General features: G+C 62.5%; 18 protein-coding genes. 5 read left to right on the plus strand and 13 right to left on the minus strand.

Annotation, left to right across the window (positions count from 1 at the left end; translation table 11 throughout):
- Nucleotides 1-49: 49 nt before the first annotated feature.
- Entirely contained in the window at nt 50-1,309 is a 1,260-nt protein-coding gene (locus tag AC0IPL_RS05550; RefSeq protein ID WP_474272664.1) for a urate hydroxylase PuuD, read from the minus strand.
- 105 nt (nt 1,310-1,414) lie between these two features.
- Between AC0IPL_RS05550 and AC0IPL_RS05555 the strand changes: the two genes are divergently transcribed.
- Complete coding sequence (locus AC0IPL_RS05555) at nt 1,415-2,323, plus strand: LysR family transcriptional regulator (protein WP_474272665.1); 909 nt, start codon at nt 1,415-1,417, stop codon at nt 2,321-2,323.
- A 76-nt stretch (nt 2,324-2,399) separates the two neighbouring features.
- On the opposite strand, the gene uraH is transcribed toward AC0IPL_RS05555, so the two are convergent.
- Nucleotides 2,400-2,756: a hydroxyisourate hydrolase gene (uraH, locus tag AC0IPL_RS05560; protein WP_474272666.1), complete on the minus strand. Its 357-nt coding sequence runs from the start codon at nt 2,754-2,756 to the stop codon at nt 2,400-2,402.
- A gap of 151 nt (nt 2,757-2,907) precedes the next feature.
- On the opposite strand from uraH, the gene puuE reads away from it, so the two are divergent.
- From puuE to AC0IPL_RS05575, 3 genes are all read left to right on the plus strand, one after another.
- A complete protein-coding gene (puuE, locus tag AC0IPL_RS05565) occupies nt 2,908-4,323 on the plus strand; it encodes an allantoinase PuuE (RefSeq protein WP_474272667.1) in 1,416 nt (471 codons plus the stop codon).
- Nucleotides 4,320-4,811 (plus strand): ureidoglycolate lyase, encoded by a 492-nt coding sequence (locus tag AC0IPL_RS05570; protein WP_474272668.1) that lies wholly within the window; start codon nt 4,320-4,322, stop codon nt 4,809-4,811. Before puuE ends, AC0IPL_RS05570 begins: the two co-directional genes overlap by 4 nt.
- Nucleotides 4,812-4,891: 80 nt before the next feature.
- On the plus strand, nt 4,892-6,328 hold the full coding sequence (locus AC0IPL_RS05575; RefSeq protein ID WP_474272669.1) for a nucleobase:cation symporter-2 family protein: 1,437 nt from the start codon (nt 4,892-4,894) through the stop codon (nt 6,326-6,328).
- Nucleotides 6,329-6,630: 302 nt separating this feature from the next.
- Here the strand turns inward: AC0IPL_RS05575 and bhcD are convergent, their stop codons facing one another.
- From bhcD to bhcA, 4 genes are all read right to left on the minus strand, one after another.
- On the minus strand, nt 6,631-7,596 hold the full coding sequence (gene bhcD, locus AC0IPL_RS05580; protein WP_474272670.1) for an iminosuccinate reductase BhcD: 966 nt from the start codon (nt 7,594-7,596) through the stop codon (nt 6,631-6,633).
- Nucleotides 7,597-7,668: 72 nt separating this feature from the next.
- On the minus strand, nt 7,669-8,832 hold the full coding sequence (gene bhcC, locus AC0IPL_RS05585; protein WP_474272671.1) for a 3-hydroxy-D-aspartate aldolase BhcC: 1,164 nt from the start codon (nt 8,830-8,832) through the stop codon (nt 7,669-7,671).
- Nucleotides 8,833-8,848: 16 nt separating this feature from the next.
- Nucleotides 8,849-9,817: a beta-hydroxyaspartate dehydratase BhcB gene (gene bhcB, locus AC0IPL_RS05590; protein ID WP_474272672.1), complete on the minus strand. Its 969-nt coding sequence runs from the start codon at nt 9,815-9,817 to the stop codon at nt 8,849-8,851.
- Complete coding sequence (gene bhcA / locus AC0IPL_RS05595; RefSeq protein WP_474272673.1) at nt 9,817-11,007, minus strand: L-aspartate--glyoxylate aminotransferase BhcA; 1,191 nt, start codon at nt 11,005-11,007, stop codon at nt 9,817-9,819. The genes bhcB and bhcA overlap by 1 nt, the downstream gene beginning before the upstream one ends.
- Before the next feature lie 199 nt (nt 11,008-11,206).
- On the opposite strand from bhcA, the gene bhcR reads away from it, so the two are divergent.
- The gene (bhcR, locus tag AC0IPL_RS05600; protein WP_474272674.1) at nt 11,207-12,022 is read left to right on the plus strand and encodes an HTH-type transcriptional regulator BhcR; all 816 of its coding nucleotides are present in this window, start codon (nt 11,207-11,209) and stop codon (nt 12,020-12,022) included.
- 86 nt (nt 12,023-12,108) lie between these two features.
- Here the strand turns inward: bhcR and AC0IPL_RS05605 are convergent, their stop codons facing one another.
- From AC0IPL_RS05605 to AC0IPL_RS05635, 7 genes are all read right to left on the minus strand, one after another.
- Nucleotides 12,109-12,939, minus strand: a complete 831-nt coding sequence (locus AC0IPL_RS05605; RefSeq protein WP_474272675.1) for a bifunctional allantoicase/(S)-ureidoglycine aminohydrolase — start codon at nt 12,937-12,939, stop codon at nt 12,109-12,111.
- Nucleotides 12,940-13,057: 118 nt separating this feature from the next.
- On the minus strand, nt 13,058-14,143 hold the full coding sequence (gene modC / locus AC0IPL_RS05610; RefSeq protein WP_474272676.1) for a molybdenum ABC transporter ATP-binding protein: 1,086 nt from the start codon (nt 14,141-14,143) through the stop codon (nt 13,058-13,060).
- Nucleotides 14,144-14,848 carry a molybdate ABC transporter permease subunit gene (gene modB, locus AC0IPL_RS05615; protein ID WP_474272677.1) on the minus strand — a complete coding sequence of 235 codons (705 nt, stop codon included), beginning with the start codon at nt 14,846-14,848 and terminating at the stop codon, nt 14,144-14,146.
- Nucleotides 14,845-15,648 (minus strand): molybdate ABC transporter substrate-binding protein, encoded by an 804-nt coding sequence (gene modA / locus AC0IPL_RS05620; RefSeq protein ID WP_474272678.1) that lies wholly within the window; start codon nt 15,646-15,648, stop codon nt 14,845-14,847. The genes modB and modA overlap by 4 nt, the downstream gene beginning before the upstream one ends.
- 96 nt (nt 15,649-15,744) lie before the next feature.
- A complete protein-coding gene (locus AC0IPL_RS05625) occupies nt 15,745-16,302 on the minus strand; it encodes a chemotaxis protein CheD (protein ID WP_474272679.1) in 558 nt (185 codons plus the stop codon).
- A gap of 28 nt (nt 16,303-16,330) precedes the next feature.
- A complete protein-coding gene (locus tag AC0IPL_RS05630; protein WP_474273190.1) occupies nt 16,331-17,272 on the minus strand; it encodes a CheB methylesterase domain-containing protein in 942 nt (313 codons plus the stop codon).
- A gap of 166 nt (nt 17,273-17,438) precedes the next feature.
- Nucleotides 17,439-19,760 carry a methyl-accepting chemotaxis protein gene (locus AC0IPL_RS05635; RefSeq protein WP_474272680.1) on the minus strand — a complete coding sequence of 774 codons (2,322 nt, stop codon included), beginning with the start codon at nt 19,758-19,760 and terminating at the stop codon, nt 17,439-17,441.
- Between the last annotated feature and the right edge of the window lie 183 nt (nt 19,761-19,943).

Consider the following 19,943-nt stretch of genomic DNA (forward strand, 5'->3'; position numbering starts at 1 on the left):
GGCCCCGCCGCAAGGGCAGGGCCATTTTGATCGTGTTTGGACCGTAGGCTCAGTTTGCGGCCAGCGCGAACGGCAGATCCCTGGAGGCGCTGGCATACCAGCGACGGATCAGGGCGCGCTCGTCGTCTTCCATGTGGGTCACATTGGCGGGCGGCATGGCGACGGTGGCCCCGGCCTGTAGGTAGATCTCCTTGGCGTATTTCGCCACATCGGCCGGTGTCTCCAACAGCACGTTCTTGGGCGCGCGGCGGATGCCTTCGTAATAGGGCTCCCGCGCGTGGCACATGGCGCAGCGACCCGGCACCACGTTCATCACATCCTCGAAATGCTGGTTGCTGGCAAAGACCTGCTCCGACTTGGTCAGCGCTCGCGCCTCAGAGTCCTCGTAGGTGTCCTGCTGCAGCGGTGCCTGGCTGAGGATCATGATGCCGATAAACAGAAGCGCGGTCACCGGCCAGGTCCAGGTCGGGTTGGAGGTGCCCGCGTGGTTGCTGTTGAAGTAGTGACGGATGGTCACCCCCATCAGGAACACGAGCGCCGCGATCAGCCAGTTGTACTCGGTGGCAAAGGCCAGCGGATAGTGGTTGGACAGCATCAGGAACACAACCGGAAGCGTCAGGTAGTTGTTGTGGGTCGAGCGCAGCTTGGCGATCTTGCCGTATTTGGCGTCCGGCGTGCGGCCTTCCTGCAAATCCTTCACAACGATGCGCTGGTTCGGCATGATGATGAAAAACACGTTTGCCGTCATGATTGTCGCGGTAAAGGCGCCCAGATGCAGCATCACGGCACGGCCGGTGAAGATCTGGTTGTAGCCCCAGCCCATGGCAACCAGCAGCACGAACAGTAGCACCATCAGGAAGGTGGGCTTCTCCCCAAGCGGCGATTTGCACAGGAAGTCATAGACCAGCCAGCCGATGCTCAGCGACGCACCGGAGATCAGGATGCCCTGCCACAGCGCCAGATCCGCCTTGGTGGAATCGATCAGGTACAGCTCCCCACCGGCCCAGTAGACGATCATCAGCAGCCCCGCCCCCGACAGCCAGGTGGCATAGCTTTCCCATTTGAACCAGATAAGGTGGTCCGGCATGTTTTCCGGCGCCACCAGGTACTTCTGGATGTGGTAAAAACCGCCGCCGTGGACCTGCCATTCCTCGCCATGCGCGCCAACCGGCAAATGCGGAACTTTCCGCAAGCCAAGGTCCAGTGCGACAAAGTAAAAGGACGACCCGATCCACGCAATGGCGGTGATGACATGAAGCCAGCGGACCGCAAAGCCCAGCCAGTCCCACATGATCACAAGCTCTTCCATTGTTCTCTCCTCGTAAGCTTTGGCAAGGACACTAGAGCATGCCGCTATTTTCATGTATTAGGTAAAAAGTCCAAGCTGTTTCAAAATAACACAAAGAATATCCGCATGGCGTATCTCGACAATATCCGCACCTTTGTCCGGGTCTACGAGCTTGGCAACATGTCCGCCGCGGCGCGTGACATGCGGATTTCGGCGGCCGTGGCCTCGTCGCGGATTTCCCAGTTGGAAGAGCACCTGAACGTGCGGCTGTTTCAGCGCACAACACGGCTGCTGAACCCGACCGAACAGGGCAATCTGTTCTATCGTGGCGCGGTCAAGATCTTGGAGGCGGTGGACGAGGCCGAGGCCGACATCAGCAGCGTCACCCAAACCCCGCGCGGCACGCTATATGTGGCGGCGCCCTTGGGGCTGGGTCGGCGCCTGATCGCACCGGCGGTGCCGAAATTCAAGGATGCCTATCCGCTGATCTCTATCCGCCTGCGGCTGTCGGACCGCAAGCTGGATCTTGCCGCGGAGGGACTGGACGCGTCGTTTTTTCTGGGCGTGCCCGAGGATTCAAACCTCCGCATCCGTAAGATCGCCGATTGCCCGCGGGTGTTGTGCGCCTCGCCGGACTATATTCGGGCCCGCGGTCAGCCGCGGACCAGTGATGAGTTGAAAACCGATGCGCATGACTGCTTGAACCTGCGCTATCCGGGCGCGCCGGAATTTCAATGGCCGCTGCGCAACGGCGACGGGGTCAAGCGAGTGACTGTAACGGGACCGTTTGAATCGGACCATGGCGACGTGCTGACCAGCTGGGCGCTGGAGGGGCACGGGATCATTCTGAAACCGGTGTTTGAAATCTCAGAGCATCTGGCCTCTGGTCGGCTGGTGCCCGTGCTGCAATCTGAGCCGCCGGTGCCGATTCAGATGGCCTGTCTTTACGTCCACCGCCGCCACCAGGATCCCAAGGCGCGGCTGTTCATGGATTTCATGGTGGACCATATCCTGGCCTCGTTGCCGCAGGAGTAGCCACAACAAAAAGCCCGCCCCGGTTGCCCAGGGCGGGTACCGCTGGCAGCTGCCATGCGGGAGGAGAGGTGTGGGGTCAGCTGCCGCGGTAGGTGGAATACCCAAAAGGCGACAGCAGCAAAGGCACATGATAATGGCTGTCCGCCTCGCTGATGCCGAAGCGCAGCGGCACCTGATCGAGGAACAAGGGATCTGCGCCCGCCTGGCCTGATGCCCGCAGGTAGTCACCGGCGTGGAAGACCAGCTCATAGGTGCCGGTGGCAAATTCGCTGGCGGGCAGAATCTGCTCGTCCGTGCGGCCATCGTCATTGGTTTTCAGGCTGCGCAGCAGGCTACGGCTTTCTCCCTCAACCCGGTAAAGATCGATTTTCAGCCCTTCCGCCGGGCAGCCGCGGGCGGTGTCCAGCACATGGGTTGTCAGAAATCCGGCCATGACGTGTTCCTCTTCGTTAGGGTTTGTTCAAATATGCGCCGATCCGCCCAGACCATACAGAAAGAAAGGCCAAAAAGTTCTTTCAAAAATTTACTGAAAGCCTGGGCTGATTGTTTTGCTCTATACCTAAGAAAAAGACAGGAGACCTGACGTGACGCGCTACCCTCGTGATTTGCGCGGATACGGTGCCAACGCACCCGACCCGCAGTGGCCCAATGGTGCCAAGGCCGCCGTGCAATTTGTTCTCAACTATGAAGAGGGCGGTGAAAACTGTGTGCTGCACGGGGACGCCGCATCCGAGGCGTTTTTGTCCGACATCCCAGGTGCCGCGCAGTGGCCGGGCCAGCGCCATTGGAATATGGAATCGATCTATGAATATGGCAGCCGCGCCGGGTTCTGGCGGCTGCACCGGCTGTTCACCGGCGCGGGCATCCCGCTGACCATCTACGGCGTTGCCACTGCGCTTGCCCGCAGTCCCGAGCAAGTGCAGGCGATGAAGGACGCGGACTGGGAGATCGCCTCCCACGGGCTGAAGTGGGTCGAACACAAGGACATGCCCGAAGACGAGGAGCGTGCCACAATCGCCGAAGCCGTACGCCTGCACACCGAGGTTGTGGGCGAGCGCCCGCGCGGCTGGTACACCGGTCGCTGCAGCTCCAACACCGTGCGCCTCGTGGCTGAGGAGGGTGGGTTTGACTACGTCTCTGACACCTACGACGACGACCTGCCCTATTGGCTGGACATGGACGGGCGCGATCAGCTGATCATCCCTTATACGCTGGAAGCCAACGACATGCGCTTCGCCAATTCGCCGGGTTGGATCACGGGCAAGCATTTCTTTCAGTACCTCAAGGATGCTTTCGACGTGATCTATGCCGAGGGCGAGGCCGGGGCGCCGAAGATGATGACCATCGGCCTCCACTGCCGTCTGGTGGGCCGTCCGGGCAAGATTGCCGGTCTGAAGCGCTTTATCGATTATATCCAGGGCTTTGACGGTGTCTGGTGCCCGCGGCGCATTGATATTGCGGAGCATTGGGCGAAGACGCATCCGCCGGTGAAAGGCGCGCGCCCCAGCCAGATGGCGCGGGAGGCCTTTGTTGCCAAGTTCGGCTCCATCTTCGAACACTCCCCCTGGATTGCGGATCGGGCGTTTGATCTTGAGCTGGGTCCGGCACATGACTGTGCCGCAGGGGTTCACAATGCGCTGTGCCGTATCTTCCGCACCGCCAGCGAAGACGAACGCCTTGGCGTGCTGACCGCGCACCCGGATCTGGCAGGCAAACTGGCGGCGGCGGGTCGCCTGACCGCCGAGAGCACCTCGGAACAGTCCAGCGCCGGGCTGGATATGCTGACGGATAAGGAACGCGAGACTTTCACCCAGCTCAACACTGAATATGTGGAAAAGCACGGCTTCCCCTTCATCATCGCCGTGCGCGATCACGACAAGGCCTCTATCATGGCGGCCTTTGGGCGCCGCATCGGCAATGATCGCAAGACTGAGTTCGCCGAAGCCTGCCGTCAGGTGGAGCGTATCGCCCAGTTCCGCCTGCAGGATCTGCTGCCATGAGCCGGAAGGTGACCACTGTACCGCTGACGGCGGCGGCGTTTGCTCCCTTTGGCGAGGTGATCGAAGTCACCGGCCCGCCAGACAAGATCATCAATCAGGGCATGTGCGGCCGCCATCACGATCGGGCAACACTCGACTTCGGGGCCGGTGGCCGGGCCGGCATCAGCCTGTTTGACGCCAAGGCCCGCCAGCTGCCCTATTCGCTGGACATGGTGGAACGCCATCCGGACGGCAGCCAGGCTTTTATCCCGGTCAGCGGGGTGCCGATGCTGGTGACCGTGGCCGAGAATGCTGATGGCGTGCCGGTCAACCCGCGTGCGTTCGTCAGCCAGCCGGGGCAGTCTATTAATCTGCACCGGGGCGTCTGGCACGGGGTTTTGGCCCCGCTGGGTGCGCCGGGCCAGTACATCGTCGTCGATCGCATCGGCGACAGCCCCAATCTGGAAGAACACTGGTTCACGGAGCCATTTACCGTGGTTTCGGGCTGACTGTTCAGCCTGACCGCACAACCCGAAGCCGCCACAAAAACAAGAAGCGGCAAGATCCCCATGACCGACAGGAGACCCCCATGGCCGATACTTCCATCGGAACGCCAGAACAGCTGCGCGATCCCAACTACACCCCGCCGTTGCACAAGGCGATCCCGCTGGGCATCCAGCATGTTCTGGCGATGTTTGTCTCAAACGTCACACCCGCCATCATTGTCGCCGGCGCGGCCGGCTTCGGCTTTGGTTCCAACTCGCCCGATTTTCCGGAACTTCTGTATCTGATCCAGATGTCAATGCTGTTTGCTGGTCTTGCGACGCTGTTGCAGACCCTCACCCTGGGGCCGATTGGCTCGGCGCTGCCGATTGTACAAGGCACCTCCTTCGCGTTTTTGCCCATCATGATTCCGCTGGTTGCGGGCAAAGGCGTCGACGGTCTGGCCGCCCTGTTCACCGGTGTCATTATCGGCGGCATTTTCCACGGGCTGCTGGGCACGGTGATCGGCAAGATCCGCTTTGCCTTGCCGCCGCTGGTGACCGGACTGGTGGTCACCATGATCGGCCTGGCGCTGGTCAAGGTCGGCATTCAATACGCCGCGGGCGGGGTTCCGGCCATCGGCACGCCAGAGTACGGCTCCTTGTTGAACTGGTCCGCTGCCTTGGTGGTGATTGTTGTCACCTTGGGGCTGAAGTTCTTCACCAAGGGGATGCTGTCGGTGTCGGCGGTCCTGCTGGGGCTGATCGTGGGCTATATCTATGCGCTGATGGTCGGCATGCTGAGCTTTGAGGCGATCTCCGGATCCTGGGAGCGCGCCGCTGCCTTTGCCCTTCCGCAGCCGTTCAAATACGGGTTTGAGTTCTCGGCCGCCGCAGTCATCGGCTTCTGTCTGATGAGCTTTGTCTCAGCGGTGGAGACTGTGGGCGATGTGTCCGGGGTGACCAAGGGCGGCGCAGGCCGCGAAGCCACCGAGGAAGAAATCGCAGGTGCCACCTATGCCGATGGTGTGGGCACGGCTGTCGCCGGTCTGTTCGGCGCCTTCCCAAACACCTCGTTCAGCCAGAACGTGGGCCTGATCGCCATGACCGGTGTGATGAGCCGCCACATAGTGACCTGCGGAGCGATCTTCCTGATCATCTGCGGACTGGTGCCCAAGGTGGGCGCGGTGATCCGCACCGTGCCGATCGAGGTGCTGGGCGGCGGCGTCATCGTCATGTTCGGCATGGTGGTCGCGGCGGGCGTTTCGATGCTGTCCGATGTGGACTGGAACCGCCGCAACATGGTGATCTTTGCCATCGCGCTGTCAATCGGCCTGGGCCTGCAACTGGAGCCCGGCGCCTTGCAGCATATGCCAGATACCGCGCGCATTCTGTTGACCAGCGGCCTGCTGCCCGCGGCGCTGATTGCGATCGTGCTGAACCTGCTGTTGCCGCAGGACCTCGCCGGAGAGTCGACCGAAGAAGTCTCGGGAGGGTTGAGCGGCCACGGCCGTGGATCCTTGCCGCATGAAGATCACGCCTGACCTCGGCCAGACATCTGCAAAAACAATGGACGCCGGCCCCGAAGGGGGCCGGTTTTTTCCATGTCTGCGTGCAAGGCCCGCTGCTGCGGAACCGTCAGGCCTTGCCCGTAAGGGTGGCACCAGCTGCAACGCATGTCATGATGTCAGCCCGGGCTTGTTCCGCCGAATGGCTCGACGACGATGGCCGACATGCCCCCCCCCCCAAGCGCTCGGTCTGCCAGTCGGAAAAAAACAGGAGAGAGGTTCGCCTCTCTCCTGTTACGCCGCCATGCGGAGTCTTCGCGAAGTGATCCCGACGGAAGTTAGAAGTCGACCTCAATCGCGACGCCCTGTGCCACCGCCAGCTCTACAACGCAAGCCGCAACCGCCAGGTCCTGCAGCCCGACGCCGGTGCCGTCAAATAGGGTGATCTGGTCGTCCGCGATCCGTCCCGGGGCGGTGCCATTGATAACCGCGCCGATTTGGCCGACATCAGACTTCTGGATCAAGCCTTGGCCCACCGCATGCTGCGCCTCGCCGATGGAAATCGACTGCGCCACTTCGTCGGTGAATACATCCGCCTTGACCAGCAGCTGGGGATCGACCTCTTGCTTGCCCTTGGTATCCGTGCCCATGCAGGCGACGTGGGTGCCGGGGCTGACCTGATCCGCCTTAAGGATGGCGTCAAACGACGAGGTGATGGAGATGAGCACATCCGCCTCACGCAGACCGTCCAGTTCAACCGCCTCGAAGGGCAACCCCGCCTCGTCCGCGACCTCTTGCAGATTGGGCAGCATTTCCGGATGCAGGTTCCAACCGATGACTTTCTCGAATTCGCGCTGTTCCAGCGCGGCGCGCAGTTGGAATTTGGCCTGATGGCCTGCGCCGATCATGCCGATTACCTTGGCGTTTTTGCGGGCGAGGTGCTTGATCGACACCGAGGAGGCCGCAGCAGTGCGCAGCGCGGTCAAGAGGTTGCCGCCGACCATCGCCTTCACCTTTCCGGTGTCGGGGTCGAACAGGAAGACGGTGGATTGGTGGTTGATCAGCCCACGCTTTTCCAGGTTGTTCGGCCAGTAGCCTCCCGCCTTCAGGCCCAGGGTCAGCCCGGCGCGGTCAAAGCCGCCCTTGAATCCATACAGCGCGTCCTCATGGCCGATCGCCTCGCGCACGACGGGAAAGTTATAGGCGTCGCCTGCAGCCATGGCGGCAAAAACCTTCTCGACCGCGTCAAAGGCGGCTTTGCGGGTCATCAGATCACCGATTGCCTGTTCTGGAACGATATACATATTTGTTTCTCCTCAACAAAAATAGGCGGAGGGCGGCAAGCGCACCTCCGCCAGTCTGGGGATGGGGTTGGATCAGTATGCTTTGCCGCGGGCCGAAACCGGCCAGACGCATTCGACCTTGCCGCCGCGTACGCCGACGTACCAGTCGTGCACGTTGGCGGTCGGGTCGCAGTGGCCGGGCACCAGGCGCAGCTTTTCGCCCACCTTCAGCACGCCGTCCGGATCGGCGACCACGCCATGCTCGTCCGAGCATTTGACGTATTCCACATCGTCGCGGCCAAAGATGAAGGGCAAGCCGCTGTCGACCGACTGTGCCTTGAGGCCGGCATCCACGATCGCCTTGTCAGCCTTGGCGTGGCTCATCACCTGGGTCAGCAGGAAGAAGGCGTTTTCCCATTCGCCCTGGTCGATCCGCTTGCCATCCTTGTCCAGGATGCGGCCGTAATCCGCGTCCATGAAGGCGTAGGAGCCGCACTGCAACTCGTTGTAGACGCCGGAGTTCGACTCGAAATAGTAGGAGCCTGTGCCGCCGCCGGAGACCAGCTCGCATTCGATGCGTTCCTTCTTCAAGCCTTCGACCGCATCGGCAACCTGCGCGATGGCGATGTCCAGCTTGGCTTTTCGGTCATCGAAGCTGTCCATGTGCTGCATCGCGCCCTGATAGGCCTGGATGCCGGAGAACTTGAGGTTTTCAGCCGCGTTCACGGCCTTGGCGATCTCCACCACCGCCTCGGTGGTGGTCACGCCGCAGCGGCCTGCACCGCAGTCGATCTCGACAAAGACTTCGAGCTCGGTGCCGTGCTTCTGCGCTGCTGCCGACAGGTCGGCGACGTTGTCCAGATCGTCGACGCAGACGATGGTGCGCGCGCCCAGTTTGGGCAGGCGGGCCAGACGGTCGATCTTCTGTGCATCCCGCACCTGGTTCGAAACCAGAATGTCCGTGATGCCCCCGCGGGCAAAAACCTCGGCTTCAGAGACCTTCTGGCAGCAGACGCCAACCGCGCCGCCGAGTTTCTCCTGCAGCTTGGCCACGTCCACCGATTTGTGCATCTTGCCGTGCACCCGGTGACGCATGCCGTGCGCCTTGGCGTAGTCGCCCATCTTCTTGATGTTGCGCTCCAGCGCGTCCAGATCCAGCACCAATGCCGGGGTCTGGATGTCGGCTTCGTCCATCCCCGGAACCGCCGGCACGTCGTAGCCGACTTCGAGCTGATCGAAATTTGTCTGTGCGTTCATTGTGATATTCCCCAGTTTAACTGTTCATCCAAGGCAGCTTGTCGAGGTCGACATTGCCGCCGGTGACGATCAGGCCCACGCGTTTGCCCGCGAAGGCGTGTTTGTTTTTCAGAATGGTCGCGAGCGGCACCGCGCTGGAAGGCTCCATCACGATGCGCAGGTGCTTCCAGATCAGCTTCATCGCGTCGACGATCTCTGCATCCGAGGCGGTGTAGATCTCGCTTACGTGGTTGCTAACGAAGTGCCAGGTGAGATCCTTTAGCGGTACGAGCAGCCCGTCGGCCACGGTCTTGGGCGCATCATCGGCAATGATGTAGCCCGCCTTGAAGCTGCGGTAGGCGTCGTCGGCCTGTTCCGGCTCCGCCGCGATCACCTGGGTTTCCGGCGCCAGCGTGGCCAGCGTCAAGCACGTGCCCGAGATCATGCCGCCGCCGCCAATGGGGGCGACGACCATGTCGAGGCCGTCGGTCTGCTCCACGAATTCCTTGGCGCAGGTGCCCTGGCCGGCGATGACGCGATGGTCATTGTAGGGATGAACAAAATCGCCGCCGGTCTCCGCCTGCACGCGGGCAAAGGTCTCCTCGCGCGAGCTGGTCGAGGGCTCGCACTCGGTGATCTTGCCGCCGTAGCGTCGCACGGTGTCCTTCTTGGCCTGCGGCGCGGTGCGTGGCATGACCACGTTGCAGGGAATGCCGCGCAGCATCGCCGCATAGGACAGGCAGGAAGCATGGTTGCCGGAGGAATGCGTGGCAACGCCCTTGGCGGCCTGCGCCTCGTCCAGCCCGAACACCGCGTTGCTGGCGCCGCGAACCTTAAAGGCACCCGGCTCCTGAAAGTTCTCGCATTTGAAGAACAGTTCGGCGCCAGTCAGCTCGTTCAAATAGGCCGAGGTGCGCACGGGGGTGCGTCGGATATGCGGCTGGATGCGCTCATGCGCGGCCAGCATGTCCTCATACGTGGGGATATACATTGCGGTATCCTTCATCAGGCGGCAGCCTTGGCGCTGTTTGCGGTGCTGCCGCGGTAGTAGTCCTGCGCAGCCGCCACGCCTGAGCCCAGCGGGATGTTCAGGCCAAGATCGGCCATGACCATTTCAGCGGTGGCTATGCCCGACAGCGCCATCACGTCTGTCAGGCTGCCCAGATGGCCGATCCGGAACACCTTACCCGCAACCTCGCCCAGGCCGGTGCCAAAGGCGACGCCATATTTCTCGGCCGCGAGGCTGACGAACTTGTTGGCGTCAAATCCATCCGGCGTGCGGATGGCGCTGACGCTGTCTGAGTAGACCTCCGGCGACACGGCGCACAGCTTCAGACCCCAGGCGCGCACCGCGGCGCGCACGCCTTCGGCAATCCGGTGATGGCGGGCAAAGACATTGTCCAGCCCTTCGTCCAGCAGCATACCACAAGCCATGTTGAGACCGTTCAGCAGGCCGACAGAGGGTGTGTAGGGATAGGCGCTGTTGGCATAGCCTGCGGCCATGTCCTTGATATCGAAGAAGGTGCGCGGCAGGGTCGCGGTCTTGGCGGCGTCCATCGCTTTGGGCGAGAAGCCGACAATAGCCAGACCCGGCGGCAGCATGAAGCCCTTCTGCGACCCTGCCACGGCAATATCGACGCCCCACTCGTCCGTGCGGAAATCCATCGACGCGATCGAGGACACGCCATCCACAAACAGCAGCGCCGGGTGGTTGGCGGCGTCCAGCGCGCGGCGGATCGCGGCGATGTCGGATTTCACGCCGGTCGCGGTTTCATTGTGGGTGGCCAGAACCACCTTGATCTGGTGACCGGTGTCTGCGGTCAGGATTTCCTCGTAGCGGTCAGCTGGGATGCCCTGTCCCCAGGGGGTTTCAACGATCTGAACGTCCAAACCGTGGCGCTGGCACATGTCGATCCAGCGGTGGCTGAACATACCATTGCGCGCGGCCAGAACCGTGTCGCCAGCGCTCAGCGTGTTGGTGATCGCGGTTTCCCAGCCGCCGGTGCCGGTCGACGGAAACACAAAGATTTCAGCGCTTTTACTTTTCAGAACTTTCTTCACGCCAGACAGCGCCGGGTGCAGTATCTGTCCGAACAGCGGCGAGCGGTGGTCCAGCGTCGGCATGTCCACCGCTTTGCGCAGCGCTTCGGGCATATTGGTCGGACCGGGGATGAAAACCGGGTTTTGAAAGCTCATGTCGTGCCCTCCTGTGGCGATTTCCTCCACCTTAATCCGTGGACGTCCGCAGGGAAACTTTTTTGAAAAAAGATTTCATAATGATGCTAAGTCGAAGATTTATGCATTAATTCAAGGGCTTTAGTTTTTTCACTGTACAGAATATGTTTTCACTATTATCCATAAACTGCTATCGGAATTGTCTTGGGGAGGCTTGGACATGCCGCAGGCACCGCGCCGCAAGGGCCGCCCGAAGGGATTCAATGCCGCGAGCCAGCCCGCCACGATCCAATCGTTGGACCGGGCCCTGGACGTGCTGGATGCGCTGGCCGGGGCCAGCGGCATGACGCTGACTGAGCTGGCGACGTCGCTGGACCAGTCGGCGGCCACGATGTACCGGGTTTTGTCGACACTTGAGGCGCGCCAGATCATCGAGATGGAGCCGCACAGCCAAACCTGGCATATCGGCGCGATGGCGTTCCGACTGGGGTCTGCGTTCCTGCGCCGGTCCGGCGTGATCGAGCGGGCTCGGCCGGTAATGCGTGAGCTGATGGAGGCGACCGGCGAGACCTCTAACCTGGGCATTGAACGCGGCGGCGACGTGATGTTCGTGAGCCAGGTGGAAACTCATGAGTCGATCCGAGCGTTTTTCCCGCCCGGCACGACCTCTCCCATGCATGCCTCGGGCATCGGCAAGGCGCTGCTCAGCTGCTACGCAGACGATCAACTGACCCGGTTTCTGCGTGGACGGACATTGGAGCGGTTCACGGCGAAAACCCTGATCTCTGCCGATGCCGTGCGAGCCGATCTGGCGCAAATACGCCAGCGTGGTTGGTCTTTCGACGATGAGGAAAAATCCCCCGGAATGCGCTGCGTGGCGGCGCCGGTTTTTGGCATGCAGGGCGAGGTGCTGGCGGGGATTTCCATCTCCGGGCCGACCGCGCGGATGCCCGATGGCGGAATCAGCGGCATTGGCAATCTGGTCAAGGACGCAGCGGCGAAGCTGTCACACGGGCTGGGCGCCCCGTCCGACTGACAGCGCGCCGCCCCCGCGAGATGTAAGACGCCCCGGATCCAGCAAGGTTCCGGGGCGCGTTGTCGGCTCGTGGCGGGACCACCGCGTCAGCGTTGCGGCGCCAGCGGCATGTGGCGGTTCACGTCCTTGTACAGCAAGTAGCGGAACTTGCCCGGTCCGCCGGCGTAACAGGCCTGCGGGCAGAAGGCGCGCAGCCACATGTAATCGCCGGCCTCGACCTCGACCCAGTCCTGGTTCAGCCGGTAGACGGCCTTGCCCTCCAGCACGTACAGCCCGTGTTCCATCACATGCGTCTCGGCAAAGGGGATCACCGCGCCGGGTTCAAAGGTGACGATAGTCACATGCATGTCGTGGCGCAGGTCATTGGGATCAACGAAACGCGTAGTGGCCCATTTACCTTCCGTTTCCGGCATCGGTGTCGGGTCGACGTGGTTTTCGTTGGTGACGAACGCCTCCGGGGCGTCAAGTCCGGCAACCGCCTGATATGCCTTGCGGACCCAGTGGAACCGGACCGGCGCCTTGCCATTATTACGCAGGTTCCAGTCGGCGTCTGGCGGCAGATAGGCATAGCCACCCTCCTCCATGTCATGCGCGGTACCGTCGATGGTCAGCGTCATGGCGCCCTGCACGACGAACAGCACCGCTTCGGTGCCCGGTTCGGTTTCCGGCCGGTCGCTGCCGCCGCCGGGCTGCACCTCGGCGATATACTGAGAGAAGGTCTCGGCGAAACCGGACAGCGGCCGTGACAGTACCCAAAAGCGGGCCTTTTCCCAGAACGGCAGCAGGCTGGTGACGATGTCGCTCATGGTGCCCTTGGGGATCACCGCATAGGCATCGGTGAACATGGCACGGTCGGTTAGCAACTGGGTCTGCGGCGGCAGCCCGCCCTCTGGTGCGTAGTAGGATCGTTTGGTCATCGGCTGCCTTTCCTGCTGAAGTGCTGATCTATTGATAGACGCCTGCCGCAAGCAACCGAACTTGTTTCCGTATCAAGGATACCTGAAGGATCGTTTTGCTATTTTTGAAGGTGCCGACCTAGTGACCGCTGCCGATGTCCTCGGGTGCGATAGACACGGTCTTGATTACAGCGTGGCAGCTGGCCCCTTCCGCCAGCGCCAAAGCCGCGGCGGAACGCCGGGTCACACGGGCGAGCACCCGGCCGGCAGGGGTCTGTAGAGACACCATGGCGCCGGGGCCGCTGCCGGTTCGGATATGTTCCACGGTCCCCGGCAGGATGTTCAGCGCCGAAAGACCAACGGGGCGCTGGCGGGACAGGATCACGTCATGTGCCGCGATGCGAACGCGCACGCAGGTGCCGGGTGCGCGACTGATCTGCGGCAGAAACAGTGGCAGCCCGCCCGCGTCCAGCTCTGTCAGACCATCATCGTGATGGCGGCGCACCTGCGCTTCCAGCAGCGCGCCTGCGGCTCGTACCCCTGCGGGAGTGACCGCAGGATCGCCCAGAACGCTGGCGGCAGTGCCCTGACGGCTGACCCGACCATCCTGCAGAACCACGACGGTTGTTGCCAGTCGTGCCACCTCGGCGGCAGAATGGCTGACATAGAGCATCGGGATACCGATCTCGTCCCGCAACCGTTCGAAATAGGGCAGGATTTCGGCCTTGCGGGCCTCGTCCAGCGCCGCCAGCGGTTCGTCTGCTAGAATCATCTGCGGAGCCGACAAGAGGGCGCGGCCGATGGCGACCCGTTGCTTTTCTCCACCGGATAGTCCGCCCGGCCGCCGTTGCAGCAACGCTGTGATGCCCAGCAAATCCACCACCCGATCCAGACTTTCGGGCCTGCTCTCCCGCGGTGCGAACTTCTGGCCGTACAGCAGATTTTGCCGGACGCTCAGATGTGGAAACAGCCGCGCTTCCTGGAACACATAGCCCATCCGACGCTTGTGCGGCGGCAACCATTGGCGCTGCGTCGTGTCTGCCAGCACCACGTCATCCAGGACAACCCGCCCGCTGTCCGGTCTCAGCAGTCCGGCCACCGCTTGCACCACCGTCGTCTTGCCCGTGCCGGAACGCCCGAACAGCACCGTCACCCCCGGCGGGGCCTCAAACCGGACATCCAGCGCAAAGCCGGGCAGGCGATGTTTTATATCAACCGAGAGCATTCATCGTCCCCCGACCTTGGCAGCGACCCGTCTGCCCAGCCACTCGGACAGCAGCAGTGCCACCAGCGCGATGGCAATGGACACCAGTGTCAGCCGCAGCGCCGCGCTGTCACCGCCAGGCACCTGCAGAAAGGCATAGATCGCTGACGGCAGCGTCTGGGTCTGTCCCGGAATGCTGGACACAAAGGTAATGGTCGCGCCGAACTCGCCCATAGCCTTGGCAAAGCCCAGCACGCCGCCAGCCAGCACGCCGGGCAGGATCAGTGGCAGGGTTACGGAGAAAAAGACCCAGAAGCGCGACGCGCCCAGCGTGGCGGCGGCTTCCTCCAACTTGGGGTCAACCGCCTCAATCGACAAGCGGATGGCGCGCACCATCAGGGGAAACCCCATGATGCCGGCCGCCAGCGCCGCACCGGTCCAGCGAAAGGCAAAGACCACGCCAAGTTCCTGCAACGCACCGCCCAATGGCGTTTTTGGTCCCAACGCCATCAATAACAGGTAGCCGGTCACAACGGGCGGCAGGATCAGCGGCAGATGCACCAATCCGTTGACGATGTGTTTGCCTGGGAACTGTCGGCGGGCCAGCGCGTGAGCGACGAACACTGCCAAAGGTAGCGCCAATGCCGTCGCCCAAAACGACACCCACAGGGACAGTTTCACGGCCTGCAACTCCTGCGGGCCAAGCCATGGGCTGTCTGGGCTCACGGGCGCGGCGCCTTGAATCCGTGGCGGAGGAAAAGTGCCTGGCCGTCCGGACCGCTCAAGAATTCGATAAAGGCGGCAGCCGTGTCTTGTTGCCCGGCGGCCACGACGGCGATGGGATAGACGATCGGTGGGTGGCTGTCTGCGGCGAAGGTGGCGATGATCGATACGCGCGGATCTGCCTGCGCGTCCGTGGCATAGACCACCCCCATGGGTGCGGCACCGGCGGCCACCAGCGCCAGGGCCGACCGCACATTCGCGGCCTGTGCCACCTTGGGGGCGAGGCTTGACCACTGGCCGATCGTCTTCAGCGCGGCTTTGCCATAGATCCCGGCCGGGACCGCATCGACCAACGCCATGGCCAAGCGCCCTTCGCCAAGCACGCTGGACAGATCCTGCGTCGCCAAATCCAGCGGTGGTGCAGTGCTGCCATGGGCGATCAGCACCAGTTCGTTTGTCGCCAGGTTCCTGCGCGAGCCATCGGTAAGGAGCCCTTCTTCTTGCAACAGGTCCATCCAGGCACGATTGGCAGCGATGAACACGTCGGCGGGCGCGCCAAGCTGTATCTGTCGGGCCAGAGCTGACGAGCCGGCGTAGGACAGCACGACTTCTTCGCCGGTTTGCGCCGTGAATGCAGCCGCCGCCTCATCCAGCGCGGTCTTGGTGCTGGCCGCGGCAAAAACGGTAATCCGCGCCTGCCCGGCGGCTGGCCATCCACACAACAACACCAATGCAATCGCGAGCCCCCAGCAGAGCGGCGGCAAGAGACGGAAAACCTGCAAAGGCGGCTGATGTTTGGTCATTTCCCCATAGGAATTAGCCGCGCGGGCGGCCACGGGCAATCTGAAATTGCCCGATCGGACGCGTTGGCAGCCGCCATGCTACTGCCAGCGCCGCCCTCAGAACAGGTCTACCACACCTGCGCCAGCAGCTGCCGGGGCCGGGGCCGGGGCGGCCGCGGCACGCTGCTCCAGTTCGCCCAGCTGGCGGTCGTCCTGCACATGGGTCTGCTGCGCCGCCCCAGAACATGGGTGGAACCGCACTCGCCGCGCGGATGTGCCACCGACGCTAGACGAGATGCAAGGAATGCCCTCATCGCGCAGGAACCGTTGCACAAAATCAGCATTGGCTGCACCGATGTCCGACAGGTTGACCGACATCTTGGCACCGCCAAAAACCTTGGCCTTGAGGTTGGCTCTCACGGCTCCTTTTTTCATGATCCCGTTGATGAGCAGTTCCATCGCATGGATGCCATAGCGTGCGTTGGCGGCGCCGCCACCACGGGCGTTGGCCAGCAGAAAGTGGTTCATGCCCCCGACACCCCGGTCAGGGTCATAGATGCAGGCCGCGATGCAGGAGCCCAGCACGGTGGAGAAGACGGTCTTGGGATCTGTTGTGACGCGATAATCCCCTTGCAGGACGGTCACTGGCTTTGTATTGGCGAAAACGTTGGTCAAGGCTATTTCGTCCCTTCCTGCGAACCGATCAGACCTTGCTGGCCTGAAGAAGTGTGCTGGCCATCCGGGCCAGCGGTACCTGCTGCTGGGCTGCGCCCATCTCCCAGGCGACCCTGGGCATGCCGTAGACGACCGAGGATTTTTCGTCCTGGGCAAAGGTCTTGGCACCAGCCTTGCGCAGCTCTAGCAAGCCGCGAGCGCCATCCTGTCCCATCCCGGTCAGAATAGTGGCAACAACATCCTTTCCATATGGCACTGCAGAGGTGAACAACGCGTCAACAGACGGCGTGTGACCGGAAATATCCGGCCCTTCCTTCAATCGCAGGCGACGCGGCGCGCGGTTGCTCAGCCCCATATGCCGACGCTGACCCGCCGCGACGTAGACATAGCCCGGCTCCAGCGTCAGCCCATCCTCCGCCGCGCGCACCCGTGCGGGGCAGATCCGGTCAAGAAGCGAGACAAGGCCAGAACCGAAGTTCTTGCCCGTATGCTGTACAATCAGCGTCGGTGGACAGTCGAAGGGGAACCCGACCAAGACGTTGCGCAAAGCCTCGACACCACCAGTGGATGAGCCGATCAGGATCATCTTCTTGCTGCCCGCAGCAGTGGCCGCGGGACGGGCGGCAGTCCCCGCCGCCGCGCCCATACCACGACGCGGTGCTTTCACCATCATGTCGAAATACTGGGCAAACTGGCTGGGATGGTCGGCCTTGGTCAATTCGAAGATACCCGCGCCCACGTCGAGCAAAGGCGACGATTTTCGTGCAGGTGTCGCCCCTTGCGTGTCCATCACGGACACCCAGCGGGTGTCCATGGCAGAGAACAGCGCCATCATCATCTCGAATTCAGGCAGTTTGGTGAAACCGTCTTCGACGAAGGCAAATACAGGCTGCGCGGCCTCGGCCTGATTGTAGGCCATCATGAGGTTATTGGCCAAAAAGACCTTCATGCCCGGATAGGCTTGTTCCATGTAGCTTCGCAGCGTCATGGCAAAGTTTCGGTCCGTGGTTATGATCAAGAGGTTCTTCGAAGACAATGGGTTCCCCAATCTCGTTGCAGTGCCGCGGGATTGGGCGACACAGATTGCCATGGTCAGAGAACGCCGCCGCCAATGCGGCAGCGTCCCCGGCTAAGGTTCAAAAGTTCTGCCAGAAATCGCGGGCGGCATTGCCCTGGGCCGCGACCGCCACCTGGGCCGTGCTGGCAGTGATCGTCCGGTGGTCAGCCTGCTGCGCTCGCGGCGCCGGCGTGCCGCCCGGCTTTGTCGGGCTGGTCAGTATGGCGGAATGCGGAGCGTGACCGATGACGCGGAAATGCGCGACCAGCTCAGCCAGTTTGCCGGCGTCGCTGTTGAGCATGTGGCCGGCCGCGGTGGCCTGTTCCACCATCGCCGCATTCTGCTGGGTCACCTGGTCCAGCTGGGTCACGCCGGTGTTGATCTCGTGCAGGCCGGTGGACTGTTCCGACGCGCCCTCGGCAATGTCGGAAACCAGCTGCGAGATATGGGCGACCTGCGACACGATGCTTTGCAACGCCTCGCCCGCCTTGCCGACCAGATCGACGCCACGCTCCACCTGTTTGGAGCTGTCGGAGATCAGCGTCTTGATCTCCATCGCCGCATCCGATGACCGCTGCGCCAGCGCCCGCACCTCAGAGGCGACCACGGCAAAGCCCTTGCCGGCTTCGCCCGCCCGCGCCGCCTCGACGCCGGCGTTCAGCGCCAGCAGGTTGGTCTGAAAGGCAATGTCGTCGATCACGCTGATGATCTGGCTGATATGGGTCGAGGACTGCTCGATCTCGGTCATCGCCGCAACCGCGCTTTGCACCACGGCGTCGCTGGTCTCGGCCTCGTTGCGGGCCTGCTGCATCGTCGCCTCGACGCTGCGCGCGCCCTCGGCGGCGGATTTCACGCTGGCCGTCAGCTCATCCAGCGCGGCGGCGGTCTGTTCCAGCGTTGCGGCCTGGCTTTCGGTGCGATGCGACAGGTCGTCGGAGGCCTGGCTGATCTCGGCGGCGCCGCTGCGGATGCTGCCAGAGGCCTCGATCACCTGCTGCACGGTGGCGTTCAGATTGCTGACGGTGCTGTTGAAATTCTGCCGCAGCTGTTCGTATTCCTGCGGGAAGGTGTCCTCGATGGGCTGCGAGAAGTCGCCGTCTGCCAGCCGCACCAGACCATTGCTGAGGCTGTCGACGACCTCCTGCTGCTGACGCTGCATCTCTGCGCGCTCCTCTTCGGCGGCGCGGGCCAGTTTCAGGTCGTCCTGCATCGACAGGAGCGTCTTGCCGATCTTGCCGATCTCGTCGCGGCGCTGCGCGGCCTCGACCTCAGTGTCCAGATTGCCACCGGCGACCGATTCCATGTTGTCGCAAATCCGGTTGATGGGTTTGGTGATCGAACGCGCGAACAGCCAGCCCAGCAGGGATACGGCCAGGGCGCAGGACAACGAGACGAGCAGCATGATCTGGCGCTGCTGCGCGGCCGGGGCCAGCAGCTCGCTGTGGTCCAGCTCGGCAACTACAGTCCAGTTGATGTCGCGGAAGGCCACGGGCGCGGTCACGGCGGCGACGGTGCGGCCGTCCGGTTTTTGAACTGCGGGGTAAAAGCGGGCGGCTGCGTCGTCAGCGGCAAGGGCCGTCTCGAAATGTGACTGCTGTGGCAGTTCTTCCAGAACCGCATGGCCATTCTCCAGCCGCGAACGGGTACGGGCCTTGAGGTCTGTGCCGATCAGATAGGTGTCGAGGGTCTGCTTGTCGCCGCCAGAATTGGAGGTGATGCGGGTGATGTCCCCGACAGTGATCTGCACGACAAACACCCCGATAAACCGGCCAGCTTCATCTACGATCTGGGTTGCCGCAAAGGCCGCGGGCGCCTGGCCGCTGGGCTCATAGGCGGCAATGTCGGAGAAATAGACCTGCTTGGCATCGCCCGAGACGGTCTTTTGAAAGACCTCTCCCAGACCGGAGCTTTTGTAAGGCCCGGACAACAGGTTGCTGGTGTAGTCGTCCTCCTGGGTGGCGGAAAAGACGACATCGCCGTCAGGGCTGATCAGCGCCACGTTGTAAAATCCCATCCGTTCTATGATGCGCTGGAACGGCGGCAGGTTGCGGTTGAAATGCACATCATACGGCGACGCTGCGGAGGCGAACATCGCCAGGTTTCCGACCGCCGCCTTGTCCGCACCAGCGCGTGTCGACCAGGTGACGTGGAGATCCTTGACCGCCTTGGCGGTGGACGGCACCGAGGCAATGGTCAGCGTCGCCGCCTCGACGCCCTTGAGGTAGGAGTGCAACGCCAGCTCCCGGTCTCGGACCAGCGACATCATGAAGTTTTCCGCATCTGCAACCACGCTGCGCCGGAAATAAGTGGTGCTGACTGCGATCAGGACGACCGTCAGTGTCAGGGCGATGAAGACGATCAGCAGCGGCAGCTTGTGCGCGAGTTTCAGAGACTTGAACATGGATACCTAAACTCCGGCGGATGGGCGCCCGGCGGGTGTCGGACCCGTCGGAGCAGAAAACGCAAATTTCCAGTCATGAAGTCACAGGAAGGTGAGGGAGACGTTAACCGGCTGCGGATCGGTCAAATTGACTCTATTTTGCGGTTGCCGATGGCGTCGCGGCAGTGCCCTGACCGGGCGAGT

It is taken from the genome of Leisingera sp. SA32, from assembly GCF_056033425.1.

Excerpts from the sequence above, each read along its gene's own strand:
- AC0IPL_RS05570 (WP_474272668.1), top strand. The coding sequence starts at position 4,320 with ATGAGCCGGAAGGTGACCACTGTACCGCTGACGGCGGCGGCGTTTGCT.
- bhcC (WP_474272671.1), bottom strand. The coding sequence starts at position 8,832 with ATGAACGCACAGACAAATTTCGATCAGCTCGAAGTCGGCTACGACGTG.
- AC0IPL_RS05575 (WP_474272669.1), top strand. The coding sequence starts at position 4,892 with ATGGCCGATACTTCCATCGGAACGCCAGAACAGCTGCGCGATCCCAAC.
- bhcD (WP_474272670.1), bottom strand. The coding sequence starts at position 7,596 with ATGTATATCGTTCCAGAACAGGCAATCGGTGATCTGATGACCCGCAAA.
- modA (WP_474272678.1), bottom strand. The coding sequence starts at position 15,648 with ATGACCAAACATCAGCCGCCTTTGCAGGTTTTCCGTCTCTTGCCGCCG.
- AC0IPL_RS05555 (WP_474272665.1), top strand. The coding sequence starts at position 1,415 with ATGGCGTATCTCGACAATATCCGCACCTTTGTCCGGGTCTACGAGCTT.
- AC0IPL_RS05605 (WP_474272675.1), bottom strand. The coding sequence starts at position 12,939 with ATGACCAAACGATCCTACTACGCACCAGAGGGCGGGCTGCCGCCGCAG.
- modC (WP_474272676.1), bottom strand. The coding sequence starts at position 14,143 with ATGCTCTCGGTTGATATAAAACATCGCCTGCCCGGCTTTGCGCTGGAT.
- bhcR (WP_474272674.1), top strand. The coding sequence starts at position 11,207 with ATGCCGCAGGCACCGCGCCGCAAGGGCCGCCCGAAGGGATTCAATGCC.
- AC0IPL_RS05635 (WP_474272680.1), bottom strand. The coding sequence starts at position 19,760 with ATGTTCAAGTCTCTGAAACTCGCGCACAAGCTGCCGCTGCTGATCGTC.
- bhcA (WP_474272673.1), bottom strand. The coding sequence starts at position 11,007 with ATGAGCTTTCAAAACCCGGTTTTCATCCCCGGTCCGACCAATATGCCC.
- AC0IPL_RS05550 (WP_474272664.1), bottom strand. The coding sequence starts at position 1,309 with ATGGAAGAGCTTGTGATCATGTGGGACTGGCTGGGCTTTGCGGTCCGC.
- uraH (WP_474272666.1), bottom strand. The coding sequence starts at position 2,756 with ATGGCCGGATTTCTGACAACCCATGTGCTGGACACCGCCCGCGGCTGC.
- AC0IPL_RS05630 (WP_474273190.1), bottom strand. The coding sequence starts at position 17,272 with ATGGAACAAGCCTATCCGGGCATGAAGGTCTTTTTGGCCAATAACCTC.
- bhcB (WP_474272672.1), bottom strand. The coding sequence starts at position 9,817 with ATGAAGGATACCGCAATGTATATCCCCACGTATGAGGACATGCTGGCC.